Consider the following 21,839-nt stretch of genomic DNA (forward strand, 5'->3'; position numbering starts at 1 on the left):
TCGAACTCAATCTTTTCGCCGCTGTCACTGCCAACTTCTCACCAAACCTTGACGCGGCGCGTAATACCGTAATACCGTAATACCGTAATACCAGAACGCAAGATGCCCAAGGGAGAACGCATGCTGAAGAGAGAAGCCGCCCCGCTTCGAGTGCAGGCCGTCAATGTACTGCGCAAGAAGATAGTGGCCGGCGAGTATCCGCCGCGCGCGCGCCTGACCGAAAAACACCTGGAGGAGGAGCTCGGCGTCAGCCGAACGGTCGTACGGGAAGCCCTCCGCCAGCTGGAGTCCGAACAGCTGATCGAGATCGAGCCCAACGTGGGCCCGCTCGTGCGCGAGCTCACGTACGACGACGTCGTCAACCTTTACCAGGTGCGCGGCACCCTCGAAAGCGCGGCCGGCCGGCTGGCCGCCCAGAGCGCGCGGCCCGAGCACATCGACGGGCTGCGCCATATATTCGAAATCATCTCGACCCGTGCCGCCACCATGCCGATGGCCGAACTGATTGAACTCAAGAAGGAGTTCTACCGGGCGCTCATCGAGGCATCGGGCAATCCCATTATCGGCGAGATGCTCGCCAACGTTCAGGCCCGCATCTCGCAACTGCGTGCCGTCACTCTGGATTCTCCGGGGCGGGCTCCCCACATGATCGCCGAACTTGCACGCGTTCTTGACGCCATCGAATCCGGTGACCCAGTCCGTGCCGCCGCAGAATGCCAGGCCCATGTTGATGTGGCGACGCAGATCGCCCTCCGCCATGCAGCAGCGCTGCAGCACCAGAAGGAGGAACTATGACAACGCTATTTATCGGGCTGGGCATGATGGGTGACCCGATGGTCAAGCGCTATGCACCCGCACACGCGACCGTTCTCTACGACGTGAACCACGACACGGCCACGGCTTTGGCGCACGAGACGGGCACGCAGGCGCTCGACGACATCTCTGAGCTGTCTCCCGACATCACGACGGTGATCATGATGTTGCCCAACAGCCGAATCGTTGAATCGGTTGTGCGCGGCAGCACCGGGTTGTTCGCCCGGCTGCCCGCAGGCGCCCTCATCATCGACATGGGTTCCTCGGAACCCGCCAGCACCCGGGCTCTCGCGCAGGAGGCGGCCCTTGTCGGCCTCAGCTACGTTGATGCGCCGGTCTCCGGAGGGGTGTCCAAAGCCACCACCGGCCAACTCTCCATCATGGTCGGCGGCGCGCCCACAGATATCGAGCGTGCGATGGAGCATCTTCAGCCGCTCGGCACCAGCATCACCCGGGTGGGCCCCGCAGGTTCCGGACACGCTGCCAAGGCGCTCAACAATCTGTTGTCCGCTACGAACCTGGCAGCGGCGGCCGAAATACTCACGGTCGCCAAGAACTTCGGCATCGCGGCCGAGGTCATGATCGAAGTGATCAACACGTCCACAGGGCGCAGCCAAGCGAGCGAGATCAAGTACCCCAACCACGTGCTCAACGGCACGTTCGATTCCGGGTTTTCGATGGACCTCATGCTCAAAGACCTCGCGATCGCACACACGCTCAGCGTTGATGCGGGCCTGCAGACTCCGGTCACCGACTCGACCGTCACAACGTTGGTCGAGGCGCGCCGAGTACTCGACGCCGCCCACCTCGACCACACCGAGGTCGCGCGCTACTACGAACTCGTCAATGACGTAGAACTCAGAACTTCACACGGAACACCAACGCAGGAAGAGACACCCAATGACGACTAATGCGCAGGAATACATCAATGAGATGGCCCGCAAACGCGGCTACGTGCTGGATTATCACAAGATCATGGCCAAGCAGGACTTCCCAGTCTTGCAGGCGGCAAACGACCTCGTTTCCGCCGCCTACCTCAACGAGCGCACCCTCGACCGCAAGACGAAGGAGCTCATTTTCATTGTGAGTCTCACCGTGATGCGGGCAGCCAAGGGGCACATCCAGAGCCACATCCGGGTGGCGCTCGACCTCGGGCTCACGCCCACCGAAATTCTTGAGGCCATCGAGATCTCCCTGCCAGAGGCCGGCATCGTGGCGTTCCAGACCGGATTCGAAGCCTGGCGCGAGGTCGTCGATGCCGACGGTATTGAGCCGTCGGTGCTCGTGCACCAGGGCGGTTCCGGAGAGTAGACCCGCGCGACGCCGCGCGTCATCAGGCCGATGAGGCCCAAATTATTCCACAGCAGTTGGGACCACAGAGAGGTGTTTTCCCATGTCATCTACAACCACCGCATCCGAGCGCGCAAGAAGGCCCGCCAAAACCAGTGCCGACACGAGGCTTCGAACCGCCGTTGCCGTGGGTATCGGCAACTTCATGGAGTGGTTTGATTTCGCCATTTACGGCTTCTTTGCCGTGATCATCGGCCAGACCTTCTTTCCCGCCAATTCGAGCCCCACGGTTGCGATCCTGAGCTCACTGTCTGTTTTCGCCATCGGCTTTCTCATGCGGCCGCTGGGAGCATTTGTTCTCGGGCCGATCGGCGACAAGCACGGCCGAAAGACCGCACTCGTGCTGTCCGTGATTCTCATGGGCTCCGCGACCTTCGTGATGGGCCTGCTGCCGTCCTACGCCGCAGTGGGCATACTCGCGCCCATTCTGCTCGTGCTGTTGCGCTGCATTCAGGGTCTCGCCGCCGGCGGGGAATGGAGCGGCTCGGCCGCGTACCTCGTTGAAAGCGCCCCCCACAATCGGCGCGGACTATACGCGAGCATGATCTCCGGCACGGCCGCCCTCGCCTTCATTGTGGGAAGCTTCGTGGCCCTCTGGATCAATTCGGCTTTGAGCGCGGATGCTGTCGCCTCGTGGGGCTGGCGAATCCCGTTTATCCTGGCCTTGCCGATGGCCCTGGTGGGGCTCTATATCCGCATGAAGCTGGGTGACACCCCGGTTTTCGAAGCGCTGAAAGACACCGGATCGGTCTCGACCGCGCCGCTCAAGCAGACCGGCAAGAGCCGAAAGAACCTCTTCGCCGTGCTCCTCACGTTTGCCTTCTCCAGCGTCTCCGGCCTTGGCATTTACTACCTCGCAACGTACATGAACAACCACTTCACGAACGCTCTGGGCCTTGAGCGAATACCTGCGCTGCTGCTGAGCGGCACTGGGCTATTCATCTACATGATCATGTGCCCAATCGCGGGTCTCATCTCGGACAGATACGGCCGTCGCATGCCGAACATCCTCGGCACCGCGGGTTTTGTGCTGCTCTCCGTGCCCGCCTTCATGCTCTTCAAGACCGGCGATCCGGTCTTCATCGTTCTCGGTGTCGTCATTCTGGGTGCCTGTCAGGCGCTCGTGTCGGTGACCAATGTCGTGCTCCTCGTCGAGCTGTTTCCGGCCGCCACTCGTTCCTCGGGAAGCGCCCTGGGCTACAACCTGGGTCTCGCCTTCGTTGCAGGGCCTGGTCCGCTCATCGCGACAGCCCTGGTGGCTGCGACCGGCTCTCTCCTCGCGCCGTCCTGGTACCTGGTCGTCGTGTCGCTCGTCGTACTCCCGATCCTCATCAAATGGCTTCCGGAAACCTACAAACGAGACATCTTCTCCAACGACCACGCAGCATGAGTGAGTCCTACGAAGTCATCGTGGTTCGACACGGCACACGGCTCACGAAGCGCAGCGACGTGTACCTGAACCATCAGGTCTACGACGAGTCCGACGGGCCGCATCGGGTGGACTATTTCTTCTGGATCATTCGCAATGCAGACCGCACCGTCATTGTGGACACGGGGTTCAGCGGCGAGGCAGCCGAACGACGCGAGCGAACGGTGCTCGTAAGCCCGGCCGCCGCCTACGCGGCTCTGGGAATCGACACGAACCATCCTCACCAGGTCGTCATCACGCACGCACACTACGACCACATGGGAAATCTCGGGCTCTTTCCCAACTCGCCGGTTCTCATGGCAGAGTCCGAGGTGAGGTTCTGGAATTCCCCCGTGTCGACCAAGCGCCTCATCACCCACTTCACGGATGCCGCCGATGTGGCCGCCCTCGGCGAGGTGCGACATCAGAACCGTCTCTCGACCTTCACGGGCAGCACGGAAATCGCGCCGGGGATCGAGGTCATCGAGGTGGGCGGCCACACGCCCGGGCAAAGCATGGTGCGCGTCACCACATCAGAGGGAGTCGTTCTCCTCACCTCCGATGCGCTGCATTTTTGGGAGGAGCTCGAGCGGGACATGCCATTCGTGTCGTGCACCGACCTGCTCGGCGTCTATTCGGGGTTCCAAACCCTGCGCGACATGCTCGATCGCGGCGAGGTCGACATCGTGGTGCCTGGCCATGACAGCACGTCCCTCGACGGTTTCGCACCGCTCACCGGCCCGCTCGAGAACAACGCCGCCGTGATCGGACGGATCGGCTAATGGGCACCGACACTGACCGACTCAACGCGTGGGTTCTGGCCGTGAACGACGATGCGGAGTGCCTGCACATCGGTCAGTTCTCTCATTTTTCAGCGGACGCCCACTCGGCCGACTGGCGCGTACGCGTGCACTTCTCGGCCGGGGTGCTGCGCATCGTGGAGGGCGGCGAGACCCTGCCGTCGGGAGACCTGTTCGAGCTGCGAGGCAGCGCATCCGCTTGGCACGATCTCGCCGATCGCAACGCGCCGGCCCGTCGGCATGACCTGCTGGCCCTGATGAAGGCCGACGACGGCATCGACGTCGTGGAGGGCCGTATGGAGCTAATTCGTCACCTGCGCGTTGTAACGCGACTCGTGGAGATAGGAAAAGACCGTGTCGAGTAAATCTTGTCAGATCGAGAACGTCGTGGGGCGCTACGTCAACTTCACGTCGCTTGGAATTGACTATCGGGTGTACTTCGAGGAGGCCGGCAGCGGGCCGGTGATCGTGGGGTTGCACACGGCGGGCGCAGACGGCCGGCAATTCCGGCACATACTCGCGGACGAGGCACTGCTGCAAAACCACCGCGTCGTGGTCTTCGACCTTCCCTGGCACGGTAAGTCACTCCCGCCGGAAGGCTGGTGGACCCAGGAGTATCTCCTGACAACGGAGGCCTACTCATCACTAGTTGAGGACTTCTGCGATGCCCTGGCGCTCGATACACCCATATTAATTGGTTGTTCGATGGCGGGTTCCCTAGTGATTGAACTCGCCCGACGGAACCCGCATCGGTGGCGCGCCGTGATCGGGCTGTCGGGTGCGCTCAAGGTGGAGGGCCGCTTTCAGGACTGGTCTCTGCGCCCCGATATTAACGCCCAGCAGAGCGTTGCGTCGTGGACGCACAGCCTCATGTCGCCGCACAGCCCAGAGCAGTCGCGACGGGAAGTGTGGTGGATCTACAGCCAGGGCGGCCCCGGAATCTATCGCGGTGACACCTACTTCTATTCGCAGGACTTTGACCTGCGAGCGACGGCACACACCATCGATACCGGCACGTGCCCGGTGTATCTGCTCACCGGCGAGTTCGACCACGCCTGTACAGAGGCTGACACCGCAGCCGCGATTGCCGCCATCCCCGGCGCGCGCGGCGGTCGCATGGCAGGCATTGGGCACTTTCCGATGGCCGAGAACTATCCGCTCTTCGCGGAATACCTGGCGCCGATCCTGAGCGAGATCGTAGCCTGACCCGAGGTCGAAGTATTTGAAGGTTTACTTCACTTGTGCTTCATAAACTCAGTCGCGCTTAACATGGATTGCGGCCTCGATCACCGCTAGCGTTATATAAGTCGCTAATCAGCTGAAGATTGAGCAGGGAGACCCTTCGGCGGGATTCACAAAACCCACACCGTTGTGGCGAATAACTATTCCGGAAGAGCGGCCTTCGCCGCGGTTCCCGAGCCTTGTCTCCGCAGCCCTCCCGTCATCCAGGGATCTGCGTTGAATCATCTGTCATTTCCATCCTGACTGCCGATCTCGGCGCGCCCGTCGTGCCGGTCGCACCAGTCACCCCAAGCTGAAAGAAGGCCACCCATGTGGGATGCCGCATTCGCTGCCCTGGGTACGTTCCTCGACCCGAGCATGCTGATCTTCCTGTTGATCGGCGTTATCGCCGGCCTCGTGATCGGCGTTATACCGGGGCTCGGTGGTACCGGCGCGGTCGCCGTACTGCTCCCGTTCGTTTTCGTGCTGGAACCGGCCCAGGCCATGGCCATGATCATCGGCGCCGTCGCCGTGGTGCACACCTCCGACGCTGTCACGAGCATCCTGATCGGTATTCCCGGCTCCGCCTCGGCGTCCGTTCTGCTGCTCGATGGCCACGAAATGGCGAAAAAGGGTCAGGGAGCACGCGCGCTCTCGGCCTCCTTCCTCGCCTCGATGGTCGGCGGTCTCATTGGCGTTGTCGCCCTGACCTTCGCCATTCCCGTGGCCCGTCCGCTCGTACTCATGCTCGGGTCACCCGAAATCTTCATGCTCACGGTGCTCGGCATCTCGCTCACCGCCCTGCTCAGCAAGGGCAACATCATCAAGGGCCTCATGGCCGGCGTCTTCGGCATTTTTCTCGCCCAGATCGGCGGCGCTCCCACGTCTCCTGAGTATCGCTACACGTTCGGTTCCCTCTACCTCAGCGAAGGTCTGGGCCTCGTGGCCGTTGCCCTCGGCATCTTCGGAGTCGCAGAGATCATCGCCCTGGTCGCCCGCAAGCAGGCCATCGCCCAGGGGGTGACCGGCCTCGGCTCGGGCTGGATCGAAGGCGCCAAAGACGTTGTTCGCCACTGGACACACGTCGTCCGCGGCTCCGCCGTGGGCGTTCTCGTCGGCATTCTCCCGGGCGTCGGCGCCACCGCCGGTTCGTGGATGGCCTACGGGCAGGCCCAGGCCACAGCCCGCGGGGAGAGCAAGAAGTCTTTCGGCCACGGTGACCCGCGCGGCGTGATCGCCCCCTCGGCTGCCGGCAACTCCGTGGAGGCCGGCGCGCTGATCCCCACCCTGTTGTTCGGTATCCCCGGGGCAGCTCCGTTCGCCCTGCTGCTGGGAGCGCTGCTGATCTTCGGCATCGAACCCGGCCCGCGAATCCTCACCGACAACCTCGACACGGTCTACGTGATCGTGTGGAGCTTCGCCATAGCCAGTGTTCTCGGCGCCGCGTTCTGCTTCATCCTTGCCAAGCCCCTGGCAAAGCTCAGCTTCATCCGCTTTCCGCTGCTCGCGGCGGCGATCATCCCGATTCTCTTCATGAGCGGGTTCCAGGAGCCCCTCGAGATGCAGGTGTTCTGGGTGATGATCATTCTGGGCATCCTCGGCTGGCTGATGAAGACCTTCAGTGTGCCCCGCGCCCCCTTCCTCATCGGTTTTGTGCTCGCGGTGCCGCTGGAGCGGTACTACTTCCTCACCGCCAACCTCTACGAATTCGGTGACTGGTTCACCCGCCCCGCCGTGCTTGTGATGGTCGGTATCCTCGTTTTGCCGCTGATTCTCTCCCTCGTGCGACGTCTGCGCAACCGCGGCGTCGATGAAGCCCTGCTCGGCGAAGGTAGTGAGTCTGCCGAGGTCGCCCCGAAGGTGTGGGGTGTTGTGATGACCGCGAGTTTTCTGGCTCTCTTCATCGCGGGATTCGTGCTTGCCCAGTCATTCTCGGAAGCCGGCGGCTTGTTCCCGCGCCTCGCGACCGGCTTCGGTATCGCAATCAGCATCATCGCCCTCGTTCTCGATGTGAAGAAGTACCGCGCCGACAAGCTCGCCCGCATCGAACCGGACCTTGTTGCCTGGCACTCACTCGTGCGCACGGTCGTCAGGTCGCTGCTGTGGATCCTGGGTTACGTGGCGTGTGTTTATGTGCTCGGCATGATTGTGGGCACCGCTGTTTACGTGCCTGTCTTCCTCTGGCTCGTGGCGAAAGCCCGCCTGCGCACGAGCATCATCTACCCGATTGTCGTGCTGGCTTTCCTCCTCGCCCTGCAGGAATTCGCTCAGATCGTGATGCCGATCGGCTATCTGGACTTCGGGATCTGATTCACCTTCAGCAGTCGAGCAGCGTCGACGAGCATGGTTGTCATCGAGACTTCCGCAGGGCTCGCGACGCTGTTCTTCATGCGACCCAGCAGAATGCGTCGCTGCGTCGCGGTGCCCGACACCGGAATGACGCGCACGTCATCGCGAAGAACGGTCAAGGCCAACCGCGGCACGAGGGCGATGCCGACTCCGACGGCAACCATGGCCTGTGCCTCCTGATAGTCATTAGCCACGTAAGCCACATGGGGTTGAAATCCTCCGCTGTTCGCGGCCCTGCGAAGCACATCGATCATGGGATGATCATCGTCGCGCACGACCCAGAGCTCGTCGAGGAGCTCCGTCATGCGTATGCTGTCGCGCCCGGCCAGACGGTGCGTCACCGACACGATGAGGTCAGTGGGGTCGTCCATCAGGTGCAAAAAATGCATGTCGTCATTGTCGAGTACCGACCAGGGGTAGTCCCACAACAGCGTCATCGACACCTCGCGGTTATTCACCATGCGCAGCAGTGAGCCCAAACGCACGCTGTTGACCGTCAGCGCAATCTTCGGGTGCGCGACCCGAAACCGACTGATGGCCAAGGGCATGAGCGACGAGCCTGCCGTGGGGAAGGTGCCCATGCGCAGGGATCCCGCACGCACTCCCGCGATGTCGTCGAGGGAATAGTCGAGGGATTTCAGCCGGCCGCGGATCTGCTCGGCATGCTCGACAACCGCGCGACCGGCGTCCGTGAGAACGATTCCGCGGCTGTGGCGCTCGATGAGTGGTTGGCCTGCCTCTTGCTCGAGTTTGCGGATCTGCTGGGAAATCGCGGACACGGAATACCCGAGTGATTCTGCGGCCAGAGTCATGGTGCCGCAGCGCGCGACATCGCCGAGCAGCAGGATGCGTTCGGTGGAGATTTTTGACATGACTGAAGCTTAGCTTCAGAAGCACTGAAGTAGTGCGGTATTGCTTAACCATTTGAGCTGACACAAACTGAATGAGTTGCCGAATCAGAGCCGATTACCGAATGTGAAGTGAGTCAAAATGCGAATCCCAGCAGTCGTCATGCGCGGTGGAACCAGCAAAGGGGTGTTCTTTCACGAACGCGACCTGCCCGAGAACGTCGAGCTGCGGGACCAGTTTCTGTTGGCCGCCATGGGCAGCCCCGATCCCTTTCGGCGCCAGGTCGATGGCCTCGGCGGCGCGATCTCGACCACGAGCAAAATTGCCATCATCGGCGACGGAACACGGTTCGGCGTTGACGTCACCTACGAATTCGGCCAGGTCGGCATCGATCAGCCCATCGTGGACCGCCGCGGCAACTGCGGCAACATCTCCTCTGCCGTCGGCCCGTTCGCCGTTGATGAGGGGCTCGTCACACCGACCGACCCGATCACCATCGTGACCTTCCTCAACCTGAACACCAACAAGGTCATCGTGGCCCACGTGCCCACCCGGAACGGCAAATTCAACCCCATCGGCGACAGCGTGCTGCCGGGCGTGCCCGGCACCGGCGCGAGCATCCAGCTCGATTTTCTTAGCCCGGCCGGCGCCGTCACCGGCAAGCTGCTACCCACCGGCAATGTGGTCGACCACCTCACGGTCCCGGGGTTGGGAACTATCCCGGTGTCGCTCGTCGACGCGGCGAACCCCCTCGTTTTCGTGCGCTGGGAAGACGTCGGCTTGCGCGGCCTCGAGATGCCGGCCGGCGTCGACGCCGATGAAGTCCTGCTGGAGCGACTGGAGTCCATCCGCGCTCACGCCTCTGTACTCGCCGGCATCGCCGACGACGTGGACAGCGCCACAAGCCACACCCCCTCCGTTCCGAAACTGGCCCTCGTGGGCGCCCCGCGGGACTACCGTGCCTCCAACGGCGTCGACATCACCGAACCTTCCACGAACCTGCGTGCCGCCATGATGTCGATGGGGCGCATGCACAACTCCTACCCGCTCTCGGGCGCCATCGCCACCACGGTCGCGGCGAACCTGCCCGGTACGCTGGTGCACGACGTCGCGACGGAAGCTGACCAGGCATTCATCATCGGCCATCCGGCCGGTCTCCTTCCGATGCTCGCCGACATCGAAAAGGATCCTTCTGGCTGGCTCGTGAAAAGCGTCTCCGGCTTCCGAACCTCCCGCCGGCTCATGGAAGGGCACGTGCTCGTGCCCGATCAGCGCCTTTCGGTTTGACGAGTTAACTCGCCGCGATCCACCCACCTGCCCCACCCCGCACGACTCACATGAAGGCAATGACGCCATGACATCCAGAACCACCCCTCGCGCGAAGCGCACCGCTCTCGCCGCCATCGTATCGCTGTCGATCCTTGCGCTGGCCGCCTGCGCAACTCCAAGTCAGGGCGCCAGCAGCGCAGATGTGGGGATGCCCGACGCCATCTCATTGTCGGTTCCCTACGCACCCGGCGGAGGAACGGATACGTGGGCCCGATTCATCGCGCCATACCTCTCGGCCAACATGGAGGGCGCTCCCACCGTCCTCGTGGAAAACGTACCTGGTGGCGAGTCGATCACGGGATCCAACCGCTTTGTAAACCGCGGGGGCACGGACGGAACATCGGTTCTCGTAACCTCGGGCACGACGTACATCCAGGCCCTTCTTGGGCAGCCGGAGGTGCAGTTTGACTTCACCAAAATGCAGCCACTCATGTTGAACGGCACGGGCGGTGTGGTCTACGTTTCGGCGGAGACTGGCATCACGGGTCTGGACGATCTCGCGAACCACGACGAGACACTGGTCTACGGTGGCATCAGCGCCACCGGCCTCGACCTCACCATGTTGCAGGCGCTGGACGTGCTCGACATCGACATCGACGCCACGTTCGGGTTCGAAGGCCGGGGTCCGGCCCGGCTCGCCCTAGAGCGCGGCGAGACCACACTGGATTACCAGACGACATCGGCCTATCTCACCCAGGTGCAGCCGAGCGTCGACGCGGGAACAGCCGTGCCGCTGTTCTCCTTTGGTGTGCTCGAAGACGGTGAGATCGTGCGCGACCCGGCGCTACCGGATCTGCCGACGCTCGAGGAAGCCTATGAAATCCTGAATGGTGAGCAGCCCTCCGGTGACGCCTACGACGCTTACAAAGCATTCCTCGTGCCCGGGTATGTGTACCAAAAGGGCATCTGGGCCAATGAAGGAACTCCCGACACTGTCGTCGACGCCTACCGGGCCGCAGCCCGGGCCATTGCCGCAGACGACGAATTTCTCGCTGTGAGCGAGGACATCCTCGGCGGCTACCCGCTGCTGCCCGGAGATGTGGCCGCCGAATCCCTGGCCGAGGCCTTCAATATCCCCACGACGGTGCGCCAGTACACCCTGGATATGCTCGCCGAGGATTATGACGTGCGGCTCTAACGCACGCTTGTCCATAACACAGCAAGGCAGGGAGACAGGCATGAATGGCACCCCGGTCACATCGACCTCGAACTCAATCGTGCCGTCGCTCGTAGTGCTCGACGACCGGGAGGGCTTGCTCTCCCGGTCGCCCGGTGTCGAACGGATGCGCGTGCTCGCCGACGTACGCGTGCTCTCCGGATCGCTCGACGAACTCACAACGGCCGAGCGGGAGCGGGTGAGTGTGATCATGGCTGTGAGGGAACGTACCCGGTTCGACGCGGTGACCCTCGCCACGCTGCCCTCACTCGAGTTGCTGCTGCAATCAGGGGGCCACGCGTACCACCTTGACGCCGAATACGCCGCACAGCGGGGGCTGCCGGTGGCCCTCGGCCGTGGCGGACTTGGTGCCCAAGCTGCGGTGCCGGAGCTGACTTTCGCCCTCGCGGTTGCGGCGATGCGCATGATTCCTGCCGCGCACCACTCGGTCGTGGCGGGGGAGTGGCCACCGTTTCTGGGGCGCAACCTCAGCGGCCGCACCCTCGGAATCCTCGGGCTGGGGCGGCATGGCGGCAATGTGGCTCGCATTGGCGAGGCCTACGGAATGCGGGTGGTGGCGTGGGACCGTGGGGGTGCGAGCGTGGCGGAGACCGTTGGGCCCGAGCGGCTGTTGTTAGACGAGCTACTCTCCGTGAGTGACGTGGTCACCGTGCACCTCAAGCTCAGCGAGGAATCGAAGGGGCTGCTCAGCGAAGAGCGACTGCGCAGCATGAAGCCGGGCTCCGTGCTGATCAACACGGCTCGCGGCGCGATCATCGACGAGGAAGCTCTGGCGAAGGTGCTGCAATCGGGCCCGATCTCGGCTGCCGGGCTCGACGTCTTCGCCGTGGAGCCGCTTCCGGCCTCCTCGCCCCTGCGCTCACTCACCAATGTTGTGCTTACCCCTCACATCGGCTGGACCGTGGAGGAAGTCCTGACAGAGTTCGCCGATACCGCCGCGGGGCAGCTGGAGGCCTATCGGTCCGGCAGCCTGTCACGCGGCCAACTGCTTGATCGGCAGGTCAACCCGCGGGGCTCGCGGTTCGGCGGGCTCAGTGAATAGGGAGGACCGCCGCGGTTCAGAGGCGCCATGACAGCACGAGCCCGAACGCCGGGAGCGTCGCCGGCTGCTCGCGGGCTTGTGGACGCGCTCGTGCTGCTGGCGGGCGGGTTCGGAGGCGCCGTCCTGCTTACTCTTGTTCACCTGCCGGCCGGCGCCTTGATTGGCGCGGTTCTCGGCAGCATGTCGGTGAACAAGTTGACCGACATTTCGCGCCGTCGGTCGGCGCCCCCATCGACGGAGGTGCAGGCAGGGGCCCCGACAGAACCAGCGGTCAGCAGCCGGCGGCTGCCGGCCATCGTTCGTATCGTCGGACAGGTCCTACTCGGGGTGATGGCAGGGGCTCGGCTCGATGCTGAAACACTGGGTCTGTTGGCCGCCTCGCTAGTTCCACTGGTCCTCGCCGTCATCGTACTGCTCGGGCTCACCATGGCCCTAGCTCGGTACCTGTTTGTGCGGCACGGGGTCGATCCGGTGACCGCTGTGATGGCCGCCGCGCCGGGCGGCATTAGTGAACTGGCCGTGGCTGCGCAGCGCCAGGGAGCGGTGATGCATGTCGTGCTGGCGTTCCACCTCTTCCGGGTCCTGCTCGTGGTGCTCGTGGTGTTGCCGCTTGTGATTCTGGCGCTGCGCACATGGTGAGCGTCGGCATGCTGCACCTGATCGTTCTGTTGGCGAGCGGCGGTCTCGGTGCGATCGGTGGCTACCTACTGCGCCTGCCCATGTGGCCGATCACCGGCGCCCTGGTGGGCTCGGCGGTCGCAAATATTGCTCTGCAAAGCTCCACCGGCATGCCCAGCCAATTGAGTTTCGTGGCCCAGGTCCTCGTGGGTACGGCGGTCGGATCCACAGTGCTGCCCGGTTTCATGAGGCAGGTGCGTCGCATGCTCGTACCCGTGCTCGTCGTCGTGCTGTCGCTCGTGGGTGCCGGCCTGAGCTTTGCCGTGATCCTGAGCGCGCTCGGTTTTCTCGATGCGCCCGAGGCGTTCCTCGGTCTGATCCCCGGGGGAGTGGGTGAGATGGTCTCTGCGGCATCGGGGGTTGGCGCGGACAGCGCGCTGATTGCCGGCATCCACGTTGTGCGACTGCTGATCAGCCTGTGGACCCTGCCGTTGCTCATCCGCTGGGCGAGTCGTTGGCGCCGCCGACAGTCCGGGGACCCCGGTCCTGCCGGGGGCCCGGTCGTCTAATCGCGCAGACGTTGCACGATGGCGGCTGTCGCGGCCGCGGTGCCGCCAGCCGGTGAGCCTCCGGCAAGCACAGACAGGGCGCCCTCGCCGAAAGCTCGATCGACCGCGCCTTCGATCACGCGCGCGCAGGCGTCGCGGCCGCAGCTGCGGAGCAGCATGGCTGCGCTCAGGATCTGCGATGTCGGATTGGCGAGGTCTTTTCCGGCGATGAGCGGGGCGCTGCCGTGGATGGGTTCGAAGTAGGAGGTGTCGGTGCCGATGTTGCCCGACGGGCACATACCGAGCCCCCCGACCGTGGCGGCGCCCACGTCACTCAAAATATCTCCGAGAAAGTTCTCCATGACGAGCACATCGAAGCGGCCGGGCTGCATCACGAGGGCGTGACCGGCCGCATCCGCATACATGTGATCAGCGATGATGTCGGGGTAGTCCTCTGCGACCTCGTCGAAGACCTCGCGAAAGAGGGCAAAACTTCGCAGCACGTTGCTCTTGTCGACACAGGTCACACGTCGCAGGCCATCGGCGGGAGCACCCTGTCGCTGCCGTGCTGTCTCGAAGGCGAAACGAACGATGCGCTCGGTGCCCACCCGAGTGATCATGAGCTGGTCTACGGCGGCATGATGATTGCGTACGCCCGCGCCCCGGGATAGATAGAGCCCCTCGGTGTTCTCTCGCACGATCACGTAATCGATCGAGCCGGGCTCAAATCTCGTCACCGAGGTGACTCCGGCGCGCAGCCGGATCGGTCGCACATTGGCGAAGGTGTCCAGGCCGAGGCGAAGCAGGCCGCCGAGCAAGCCGGCCTCGGTGCCGTCGGCGTTGCGTACTCCTGGTAGCCCTACCGGGCCCTTGAGTACGCCATCGGCGGCCCGCAGCCGGTCTAAGGCGCCGGGCAGCAACGCGGAGCCGGTACGTTCGAAGGTGCCGGCACCGGCGGATTCTTCGGTGAAAGCCAGGGGCATGTCGAGCAGCGCCGCCGCACCGAGCATCACCTCGACGGCGCTGTGGATAAGTTCGGGGCCGATACCGTCGCCGGGGATGACGGTGATGGCCAGAGGGTTCGCTGGAAGGGTGTCGTGGGGGATCATGGCGGCTCCGTTGTCGGTGGGGTGATGGAGACTTGCCCTGTATGTATTCGACTGTATACAGTGGGACACATACAACCTATGGGAGTCACATGACCACGTCAACAGCTCACGACACCGCGCCCGCTCAGCCCCTTCCCTCCCACGTCGACGTCATCGTCGTTGGCGGGGGAAACGCCGGATTCTCCGCAGCCCACGCGGCCGCGCTTCGCGGCCGAAGCGTTCTTCTCCTGGAGCGCGGCAGCGCCGACATGTCGGGGGGAAACAGCTTCTATACGGCCGGTGCCACGCGCATCAGCCACAGCGGGTTCGACGACATCGCCGACTTCATCGAAGCGGACTCCCGGCACGCGCACACGGAGGTGCCGGCCTATTCGGCCGAGGAATATACGGCAGACCTCGTGAAGGTGACGAACGGCAAGAACGATCCAGAGCTGACCCGCGTGCTCACCGAGGAGAGCGGTGATACGTTGCGCTGGTTGAGTGAGCTCGGGTTGAAATACCGCCTCATGTACGAACGCCAGGCGTATGAGCGGCCCGACGGATCCTTCCTGTTCTGGGGCGGCCTGCACGTAGGCAATGTCGGCGGCGGCGAGGGACTAATGGCCGACCACGCTGAGGTGGCGGCGAGGCTCGGGGTTGACGTGCGGTACGGCGTCACCGTAACCGGTCTGCTGTCATCGAACGGCACGGTCACCGGGGTGACGTATCGCGCAGGTGATGCCGGAGTCGGCGAGATCACCGGCGCATCCGTTGTGCTCGCCGCCGGCGGATTCGAAACGAACGCGGAGCTTCGGGGCAAGTACCTCGGACCGGGGTGGGAACACGCCAAGGTGCGGGGCACGCCGTACAACGACGGCGTCCTGCTCGAAGCGGCCCTCGGCCTGGGTGCCGTTCCGGGCGGGGACTGGAGCACCTGCCACAGCGTGCAGTGGGACGCCTTCACCGACCAGAACGAAAGTAACCGGGAGTTGACCAACCGGCTGACGCGAGGCGGGTATCCCCTCGGCATCATCGTCAATCGCAACGGCGAACGCTTTCTGGACGAGGGAGCGGACTACCGCAACTACACCTATGCCAAGTACGGCAAGGAGATCCTGCAGCAGCCCGGGTCGATCGCCTACCAGATTTTTGATGCCGAGCACCGGGCCCTCCTTCGGGCCGAGGAGTATGACATGCCCGGCATCTCGGTGCAGAAAGCCGACACGCTCGAAGAACTCGCCGAGCTGATCGGCGTCGACGCGGAGTCCCTCGTCGAAACGGTGCTCGTCTTCAACGCGTCGATCGACGAGAGCGTAATCTGGGACCCCACTATCAAGGACGGCCGCCGTGCGAGCGTGACGCCGCCCAAGAGCAACTGGGCAGCGCCCTTGGAACAGGGCCCGTTTTACGCTTTCGCGGTGACCTGCGGAATCACCTTCACATTTGGTGGGCTGAAGTCTGACACCCACGGCCGTGTGCTCGACAGCGCCGGCCAGCATGTGCCGGGCCTGTACGTCTGCGGAGAAATGCTCGGAGGGTTGTTCAGCGAAAACTATCCCGGAGGCTCCGGGCTGGCCGCCGGCATGGTCTTCGGCCGTCGGGCCGGTGCGCTGGCCTAAAAGGCCGCGACATAGAGTGGGAGAGACCGCGTTGCGCGTGCCAGCCCTGGGTGCGGCCGCGGTCTCTCGTCGAAAGCCAGGAGAATCACCATGCCACAGCCCGCAGACGACGGCCGACGCGTCGACGGCGACGAAATCTTTCGCGTGTTGCGCGCCGAAATTCTCGAGGGGCTGCACTCGCCCGGCACGGCGATGCGCGAGACGGTCGTCGCATCACGGTTCGGGGTATCCCGCACCCCGGTGCGCGAAGCGCTGACCCGGCTGCAGCACGAGAGGCTCCTGGAGCGCGGTGCTCGGGGCCTCCAGGTGCCGCGCGTTCACCCGCAGGAGGTCATCCAGATCTACGACCTGCGCGTGATGCTTGAAGAGGAGGTAGCCGGGCAGGCCGCCCTCGCCCGCAGCTCCGCCGATGTCATCGTTTTAGAGGCACTCGTAGAGCGTGATCGCTCGCTAGTGGACCCCGACGACCAGCTGCGCACGAAGTCGAACCTGGCTTTTCACGCGGCCGTTTGGGCTGCAACTCACAACGCCGTGCTGGAGGATCTGCTGGAGCGCCTGTCGACGCACCTCATCCACTCCCCGCATTCCACGCTGTCGGTAGCGGGTCGCTGGCCCGAAGCGCTCGATGAGCACACCGCCCTGGTCGAAGCGATCGCTGATCGCCGCGTCGACGACGCTCGCAGGATCGCACGCGGTCACATGGAGACGGCCCGCACTCTGCGCCTCAAGCTCATTCGCGACGCGGCCCTGGACGGCCAAGACTGAACACGACCCAGCGACTCTGGTCAGACTGCCCCTAACCATTCGGACCAATGTGATCTGACCGTGAGCGCAGAAATGTCCGCGCTCGTTCGAGCTGCGTACCCTTCGGCTGAGGGCAGCAAGGGAATCATAGGGTACGCATACCAGCTCATCTGAAGCGCATTTCATGGTTTTCAGTGGTTCAGGCGGACTCCGTTAGCGTTGGGGGATGAGTTCTCTCGTTCCCACCGATTACGCCGCCACGCTCGAGAGCATCAAACGGCTCGTGCATGAGGCGCGCTACATCGCGCAGCGCCGAGTCAACACCGAACTGCTGAGGCTTTACTGGCAGATCGGAGCGACGATCATCGACCGACAGAAAACGGCCCCGTGGGGCAGCAAAGTTCTCTCTCGGCTGTCCGTGGATTTGCGTGCAGAGTTTCCCGCCGCGAAGGGATTCTCGCCAGCCAACCTCAAGTACATGCGGAGGTTCGCTGAGGCGTGGCCGGACGAGGATTCAATTGGTCAACGACCCGTTGGCCAATTGCCGTGGGGCCACGTCATTGAACTGATCGAGAAACTTGATGACGCCGAGCTGCGCGACTGGTACAGCGATAAGGACATTGCGCAGGGCTGGAGTCGCCCCGTACTGGCACACCAGATCAAGACCCGCCTGCACCTTCGTGAGGGGGCAGCGCCTTCCAACTTTCCGCACGCGCTCGAGCGCGCCGACTCGGAGCTCGCACAGCAGATCACCAAGGATCCCTTCACGCTTGAGTTCCTGGCCATCGACGGGGACGCCGTCGAACGACAGCTGGAGGACCGTCTCGTCGAGCGCATCATCGACACCCTCCGTGAACTCGGCCCAGGGTTTGCGTTCGTGGGTCGTCAGGTCCACTTCGATGTCGATGGGGACGACTTCTATATTGATCTGCTTTTCTTCCACGTCGATCAGCTTCGGTACGTGGTTATCGAGCTCAAGACGACCAAGTTTGAGCCGCGGGACGCCGGCCAGCTCGGCTTCTATGTCGCCCTCGTTGAGGACCGCCTGCGCGGGCCACAGCACCAGCCGACCGTTGGGATGCTGCTGGTTGCCGACAAGAACGAGGCCGTCGTCAGGTATGCACTCGCCGGCACCACCCAGCCGATTGCTGTCTCCCGCTACGATCTCTCGCCCGCTGAGCAAGCCGCGCTTCCCCCAGAGGACGCCCTGACCCGCGCGTTTGCTCGCGAACTTGACGACCATGCGCCGGAGCACACGTAACCCCCATTTTGCACACCGAAGGACCCTCCGGTTGAAAGCTCGCCATGTCGCGTCGAGGTTGTGGGACGAGAGAAGTTGTGGCTCATGGAACTGGACTATCCGGACTGCGCAATGCACCCTGTCGCTCCGAGGGCCGGTTTCCCTTCCCTGTCGAGGCCTACTCGTACACACCCAAGTCCCGCACCACGTTCGCCCCGTGAACCGGGCGCAAGGGATTTGATGTACGTACGCCCATCTACGTATATGGCGTACAGAACAGCCGAGGTCGGCCGAGGTATCGCCATCCACTGCGAGCTCGGCAGCTATGCCCAGTCGGAGACTGGGAACGGACCCTTTTAGACCTATCGGCTCGACCCCCTTGCCAATGGGAAGACCGTGAGGCAGCATGGTTTCAGAGTCACAGCATGGCAATCATTTGATGCGTGGCCGGGTATTGGACGTTTATTCCGTCAAGACAGGCCGAGATAAGTCGAGGTGTTTCGATAGAATGGAGGCCGACATATCAAGGAACTCCCGGTCAGATCGAGATCAGTCGAGGCGTCCACCTCTGGAATAACAGTCCAAAAAAGAATCGGCGCAAACCGTCGGTCCCGGGTTCAAGTCCCGGGCATCGGATGGGAGCGTGTTCGATGTTTCAGCCGAGCCAGACGGCGAGTCACGCCCGGTCGCGTATTGGTATTGCCGTGACCAGAAACGCACCATAAACCCCAAAATCTGACCAGATTCAGGCCGTATCTCACCGTACAGCGCGTACACTAAACTCCATGAGAACCGCGGAATTCCGCGGAAGTCTGCCCCATGTGCAGGTGCGCACCACCACCCCGACGCCTATCATTTGTTCTTGGTTCGAGTCCAGCTACCCCAGCAGTAGCCCGTGGGCTTCCGCGGAATCAACCCAAGTTACGCCCAAGCGACCACGAGCCGGGCCGCATGTTGTGGCACCGTGACATCGATTCCGGTGACATCGGCAAACCGGCGAAGGCGATTCATCAGGGTGTTTCGGTGACAGAACAGCGCGTCCGAAGAAGCGGCGATGCTTCCCGTCGCGAGGTAGGCGCGTACCGCCTCGATAAGTCGGGCCCTTTCTGCAACGCCACAGCGTGACAGCCCAACATCAAGATCGGCAGTGATCGCCGATCCCCATGCACCGAGCCGCACCCGAGCTAGGCGCGCCCAGGCGATGGTCATCGTGAGTGCCCCTGAGTCCTGGGGAGTCAACAGATTGGCGAGGTCTCGGGCGAGGTGCGCGGCGTCAGGGAGCTTCGCGATGCCCTGCACGAATTCCACGAGCCCCAGACGAAGATGGCTGATCTGTGACGTTGCCGCCTGAAGAGCCGACCCCGGCCGATCGTCGCACGGCCAGAATGCCACAAGCCCGTCACCGAGGTGGTGAGTGAAGATCTCTTCATCGCGATGAGCGGCCGAAGCGACGACGACACGCAATCCCGCCATCTCTTCCCCGATGGCCATCGCAACGCACAGCGGAGCAGTCTCCGCGATCCTCAGTTCGCTGGCGATATGGCTGAGCGTCTCGGCGGCGGGACTCAACTCCCCGAAGAGCGCAGCGACATACCCCTGTCGCACCGAGGATGCTTCGTTGTGCATGCGTTGCAGTTCCGCCGTGTAGGTCGATTGAGTCTGACCGGCATAGGAATCAACGATGTCCCACACTCGACTGGCGTGGCGCACCAGAAGTGGGGCATCGGTGTCATCGGCGATGCAAATCAGCTCGCCCCAGAGGACCGAGAAGTCCAGGCGGATCGCAGTCATCAAGGTCTCGATTGGAATTCCCGCGCGGGCCCGGGAGACGCCGACATCGGTGGCGATGGCCAATCGTTCTGCCCGTGCGCTGCTGCCGTCGGTTCCCTCGTCTGCCTGCTGCAGTCCACGTATCAAAGCGTCGAAAGACGCTGCACCTGTGCGGCGGATCTCGCTACCGGGAATTGGCAGGGTGTCGTACCCCGGCACGCGAAGAACACGGTCGAGGAAGCGGTCGGTGAGGTCCTCGACTGACAACTGAGCCAAGAGCGCACTCCAGCGTTGCGCATCGTCAGTGACTGATTCAACATTTTGTGGGTCGTAGCGGGAGCTCATTTCGTCATTTTATGTGCTTTTGCACAGATCCGACGCCGGAAATCGTTTCATTTCGTTCATCGTGCGAGGGGGACCCCCTGAGAGACTTCTATGTATTCCCTTAGGGCCGCCGCGGATCTTCACCGTGAAGCGAGGCGCCCTTCGCCCCTCACCGTGGAGATGCTGATGACCATAGCAAGCGAAGTTACAAATGTGGAGGCTGGCGCGACGCGACAGATAACCGACAAGGAAGCCACGAAAGTCGCGATCGGGGCCCTCATCGGCACCGCCATGGAGTGGTACGACTTCTTCCTGTTCAGCGCTGCCGCTGCGCTGGTCTTCAACGTGCAGTATTTCTACAGCGAGAATGCAACGGCCTCAGCGCTGGCAGCATTTGCCACCTTCGGAGTCGGGCTCGTGGCCCGTCCGATCGGCGGGATGTTCTTCGGCGCAATGGGCGACAGGATCGGCCGCCGCAAGACCCTGATGATTACCATCGCGGGCATCGGAGTGATTACCGGGATGATCGGGCTGCTCCCCACGTACGCAGCCATCGGCGTCGCAGCACCGATCCTGCTCGTGCTGCTCCGCGTCATGCAGGGCCTCTTCGTGGGCGGCGAATGGTCCGGCGCCATGACCTTAGTCGTTGAGAACGCGCCGCTGCACCGACGGGCCCGCTACGCCGCAATTCCGCAGATCGGTTCACCGATCGGCACGATCCTCTCGTCCGGTGGATTCTTCCTCATGACCTTCTTCTTCTCCCAAGAGAACTTCACCTCCTTCGGCTGGCGTATTCCGTTCCTGGCTGCTTTTCCGATGCTTCTGCTCGCGCTCTACATCCGAAGCCGTCTGGAAGAGTCCCCGGTCTTCACCGAGCTCGTCGAGAAGGGCGAGACCGAGAAGGCACCCATTCGGACCACCCTCGTGCACCATTGGAAGCAGATCATTGTCGGCATGGCTGCAGGCATGCTGGGCGTCGGCGGCTTCTACCTGGTGACGGCGTTCGTCGTCTGGTTCGGCGTGAACACATTAGGATACAGTGCTCGGCTGATGCTGCTCGGCGGCATGATCGCGGCCGTCGTGGAGATGCCGGTGCTCATCATCGGAGGACGCCTCGGGGAACGGTTCGGCGCCAGCCGGGTCATCTTCGTCGGCGGTATCGTGTCGGCCATAGTAGCGTTTCCGGCTTTCCTGCTGATCGTCAGCGGAAATCCCGTACTCGTTGTCATCGGAATGACCCTCGCCGTCGCCACGCTGTCCTTTCCCTACGCGGCCTCCGGCACGGTGCTCACCGGCCTGTTCCCGGCGCGCACGCGGTACACCGGTGTTGGTTTCGCCCAGAACACCGCTGGCATGATCAGTGGCTTCGTTCCGTTGCTCGCCACGGCACTGGTCGCCTCCGCTGGCAACCAGTGGTGGCCTGCGGCAGCCATGCTGGTCTTTCTTTCCTTGTTCACGGCCTTCGCCGGACACATCGCCCCGCGCCTGAGTGTGGACCTGCCAGGGTTCAAGCACTAACCACCGTAAACAGTCCCACCGGAAAGTTCCTC

General features: G+C 63.2%; 20 protein-coding genes. 17 read left to right on the forward strand and 3 right to left on the reverse strand.

Features of this window, described 5'->3' with window-relative positions; translation table 11 throughout:
• Positions 1 to 120 precede the first annotated feature (120 nt).
• The 8 genes from CXY78_RS20090 (at position 121) to CXY78_RS20125 (ending at position 7,902) form a co-directional block, all read left to right on the forward strand.
• Entirely contained in the window at positions 121 to 795 is a 675-nt protein-coding gene (locus tag CXY78_RS20090; protein ID WP_158253368.1) for a GntR family transcriptional regulator, read from the forward strand.
• Positions 792 to 1,724, forward strand: coding sequence for an NAD(P)-dependent oxidoreductase (locus CXY78_RS20095; protein WP_104090903.1), 933 nt, complete (start codon positions 792 to 794; stop codon positions 1,722 to 1,724). The genes CXY78_RS20090 and CXY78_RS20095 overlap by 4 nt, the downstream gene beginning before the upstream one ends.
• Positions 1,714 to 2,124, forward strand: coding sequence for a carboxymuconolactone decarboxylase family protein (locus tag CXY78_RS20100; RefSeq protein ID WP_104090904.1), 411 nt, complete (start codon positions 1,714 to 1,716; stop codon positions 2,122 to 2,124). Before CXY78_RS20095 ends, CXY78_RS20100 begins: the two co-directional genes overlap by 11 nt.
• 82 nt (positions 2,125 to 2,206) lie before the next feature.
• Positions 2,207 to 3,553 carry an MFS transporter gene (locus CXY78_RS20105; protein ID WP_104090906.1) on the forward strand — a complete coding sequence of 449 codons (1,347 nt, stop codon included), beginning with the start codon at positions 2,207 to 2,209 and terminating at the stop codon, positions 3,551 to 3,553.
• A complete protein-coding gene (locus CXY78_RS20110) occupies positions 3,550 to 4,353 on the forward strand; it encodes an N-acyl homoserine lactonase family protein (RefSeq protein WP_199182652.1) in 804 nt (267 codons plus the stop codon). The genes CXY78_RS20105 and CXY78_RS20110 overlap by 4 nt, the downstream gene beginning before the upstream one ends.
• Positions 4,353 to 4,736: a hypothetical protein gene (locus CXY78_RS20115; protein WP_104090909.1), complete on the forward strand. Its 384-nt coding sequence runs from the start codon at positions 4,353 to 4,355 to the stop codon at positions 4,734 to 4,736. The genes CXY78_RS20110 and CXY78_RS20115 overlap by 1 nt, the downstream gene beginning before the upstream one ends.
• Positions 4,726 to 5,577 carry an alpha/beta fold hydrolase gene (locus CXY78_RS20120; protein WP_199182653.1) on the forward strand — a complete coding sequence of 284 codons (852 nt, stop codon included), beginning with the start codon at positions 4,726 to 4,728 and terminating at the stop codon, positions 5,575 to 5,577. Before CXY78_RS20115 ends, CXY78_RS20120 begins: the two co-directional genes overlap by 11 nt.
• A gap of 345 nt (positions 5,578 to 5,922) precedes the next feature.
• On the forward strand, positions 5,923 to 7,902 hold the full coding sequence (locus CXY78_RS20125; RefSeq protein ID WP_104090911.1) for a tripartite tricarboxylate transporter permease: 1,980 nt from the start codon (positions 5,923 to 5,925) through the stop codon (positions 7,900 to 7,902).
• On the opposite strand, the gene CXY78_RS20130 is transcribed toward CXY78_RS20125, so the two are convergent.
• Positions 7,881 to 8,813, reverse strand: a complete 933-nt coding sequence (locus CXY78_RS20130; protein WP_104090912.1) for a LysR family transcriptional regulator — start codon at positions 8,811 to 8,813, stop codon at positions 7,881 to 7,883. The two genes, CXY78_RS20125 and CXY78_RS20130, sit on opposite strands and share 22 nt — an antisense overlap.
• 118 nt (positions 8,814 to 8,931) lie before the next feature.
• Between CXY78_RS20130 and CXY78_RS20135 the strand changes: the two genes are divergently transcribed.
• The 5 genes from CXY78_RS20135 (at position 8,932) to CXY78_RS20155 (ending at position 13,525) form a co-directional block, all read left to right on the forward strand.
• Positions 8,932 to 10,077, forward strand: a complete 1,146-nt coding sequence (locus CXY78_RS20135; protein ID WP_104090914.1) for a 2-methylaconitate cis-trans isomerase PrpF family protein — start codon at positions 8,932 to 8,934, stop codon at positions 10,075 to 10,077.
• A 67-nt stretch (positions 10,078 to 10,144) separates the two neighbouring features.
• On the forward strand, positions 10,145 to 11,257 hold the full coding sequence (locus CXY78_RS20140; protein ID WP_104090916.1) for a tripartite tricarboxylate transporter substrate binding protein: 1,113 nt from the start codon (positions 10,145 to 10,147) through the stop codon (positions 11,255 to 11,257).
• Between the two features lie 40 nt (positions 11,258 to 11,297).
• Positions 11,298 to 12,338 (forward strand): NAD(P)-dependent oxidoreductase, encoded by a 1,041-nt coding sequence (locus tag CXY78_RS20145; protein WP_158253369.1) that lies wholly within the window; start codon positions 11,298 to 11,300, stop codon positions 12,336 to 12,338.
• Between the two features lie 27 nt (positions 12,339 to 12,365).
• Entirely contained in the window at positions 12,366 to 12,977 is a 612-nt protein-coding gene (locus CXY78_RS20150; RefSeq protein WP_104090919.1) for an AbrB family transcriptional regulator, read from the forward strand.
• An 8-nt stretch (positions 12,978 to 12,985) separates the two neighbouring features.
• Positions 12,986 to 13,525: an AbrB family transcriptional regulator gene (locus CXY78_RS20155; protein ID WP_233206256.1), complete on the forward strand. Its 540-nt coding sequence runs from the start codon at positions 12,986 to 12,988 to the stop codon at positions 13,523 to 13,525.
• Here CXY78_RS20155 and CXY78_RS20160 read toward each other — a convergent pair.
• Entirely contained in the window at positions 13,522 to 14,613 is a 1,092-nt protein-coding gene (locus CXY78_RS20160) for an isocitrate/isopropylmalate dehydrogenase family protein (RefSeq protein ID WP_104090922.1), read from the reverse strand. The genes CXY78_RS20155 and CXY78_RS20160 overlap by 4 nt on opposite strands.
• Positions 14,614 to 14,702: 89 nt before the next feature.
• On the opposite strand from CXY78_RS20160, the gene tcuA reads away from it, so the two are divergent.
• From tcuA to CXY78_RS20175, 3 genes are all read left to right on the forward strand, one after another.
• Entirely contained in the window at positions 14,703 to 16,211 is a 1,509-nt protein-coding gene (gene tcuA, locus CXY78_RS20165; protein WP_104090923.1) for an FAD-dependent tricarballylate dehydrogenase TcuA, read from the forward strand.
• Positions 16,212 to 16,301: 90 nt separating this feature from the next.
• Positions 16,302 to 16,976 (forward strand): GntR family transcriptional regulator, encoded by a 675-nt coding sequence (locus CXY78_RS20170; protein ID WP_104090925.1) that lies wholly within the window; start codon positions 16,302 to 16,304, stop codon positions 16,974 to 16,976.
• A 205-nt stretch (positions 16,977 to 17,181) separates the two neighbouring features.
• Complete coding sequence (locus CXY78_RS20175; protein ID WP_104090927.1) at positions 17,182 to 18,216, forward strand: YhcG family protein; 1,035 nt, start codon at positions 17,182 to 17,184, stop codon at positions 18,214 to 18,216.
• 900 nt (positions 18,217 to 19,116) lie between these two features.
• Here the strand turns inward: CXY78_RS20175 and CXY78_RS20180 are convergent.
• Positions 19,117 to 20,241, reverse strand: a complete 1,125-nt coding sequence (locus CXY78_RS20180; RefSeq protein WP_233206257.1) for a helix-turn-helix domain-containing protein — start codon at positions 20,239 to 20,241, stop codon at positions 19,117 to 19,119.
• Positions 20,242 to 20,475: 234 nt separating this feature from the next.
• On the opposite strand from CXY78_RS20180, the gene CXY78_RS20185 reads away from it, so the two are divergent.
• Complete coding sequence (locus tag CXY78_RS20185) at positions 20,476 to 21,807, forward strand: MFS transporter (RefSeq protein ID WP_104091044.1); 1,332 nt, start codon at positions 20,476 to 20,478, stop codon at positions 21,805 to 21,807.
• Positions 21,808 to 21,839: the final 32 nt, after the last annotated feature.

The organism is Cryobacterium sp. N19, assembly GCF_002929595.1.
In the GTDB taxonomy this organism is placed as follows: Bacteria; Actinomycetota; Actinomycetes; order Actinomycetales; family Microbacteriaceae; genus Cryobacterium; species Cryobacterium flavum.

Coding starts and splice junctions, on each gene's coding strand:
- CXY78_RS20090 (WP_158253368.1), top strand. CDS start 121: ATGCTGAAGAGAGAAGCCGCCCCGCTTCGAGTGCAGGCCGTCAATGTA.
- CXY78_RS20095 (WP_104090903.1), top strand. CDS start 792: ATGACAACGCTATTTATCGGGCTGGGCATGATGGGTGACCCGATGGTC.
- CXY78_RS20100 (WP_104090904.1), top strand. CDS start 1,714: ATGACGACTAATGCGCAGGAATACATCAATGAGATGGCCCGCAAACGC.
- CXY78_RS20105 (WP_104090906.1), top strand. CDS start 2,207: ATGTCATCTACAACCACCGCATCCGAGCGCGCAAGAAGGCCCGCCAAA.
- CXY78_RS20110 (WP_199182652.1), top strand. CDS start 3,550: ATGAGTGAGTCCTACGAAGTCATCGTGGTTCGACACGGCACACGGCTC.
- CXY78_RS20115 (WP_104090909.1), top strand. CDS start 4,353: ATGGGCACCGACACTGACCGACTCAACGCGTGGGTTCTGGCCGTGAAC.
- CXY78_RS20125 (WP_104090911.1), top strand. CDS start 5,923: ATGTGGGATGCCGCATTCGCTGCCCTGGGTACGTTCCTCGACCCGAGC.
- CXY78_RS20130 (WP_104090912.1), bottom strand. CDS start 8,813: ATGTCAAAAATCTCCACCGAACGCATCCTGCTGCTCGGCGATGTCGCG.
- CXY78_RS20135 (WP_104090914.1), top strand. CDS start 8,932: ATGCGAATCCCAGCAGTCGTCATGCGCGGTGGAACCAGCAAAGGGGTG.
- CXY78_RS20140 (WP_104090916.1), top strand. CDS start 10,145: ATGACATCCAGAACCACCCCTCGCGCGAAGCGCACCGCTCTCGCCGCC.
- CXY78_RS20145 (WP_158253369.1), top strand. CDS start 11,298: ATGAATGGCACCCCGGTCACATCGACCTCGAACTCAATCGTGCCGTCG.
- CXY78_RS20150 (WP_104090919.1), top strand. CDS start 12,366: ATGACAGCACGAGCCCGAACGCCGGGAGCGTCGCCGGCTGCTCGCGGG.
- CXY78_RS20155 (WP_233206256.1), top strand. CDS start 12,986: ATGCTGCACCTGATCGTTCTGTTGGCGAGCGGCGGTCTCGGTGCGATC.
- CXY78_RS20160 (WP_104090922.1), bottom strand. CDS start 14,613: ATGATCCCCCACGACACCCTTCCAGCGAACCCTCTGGCCATCACCGTC.
- tcuA (WP_104090923.1), top strand. CDS start 14,703: ATGACCACGTCAACAGCTCACGACACCGCGCCCGCTCAGCCCCTTCCC.
- CXY78_RS20170 (WP_104090925.1), top strand. CDS start 16,302: ATGCCACAGCCCGCAGACGACGGCCGACGCGTCGACGGCGACGAAATC.
- CXY78_RS20175 (WP_104090927.1), top strand. CDS start 17,182: ATGAGTTCTCTCGTTCCCACCGATTACGCCGCCACGCTCGAGAGCATC.
- CXY78_RS20185 (WP_104091044.1), top strand. CDS start 20,476: ATGACCATAGCAAGCGAAGTTACAAATGTGGAGGCTGGCGCGACGCGA.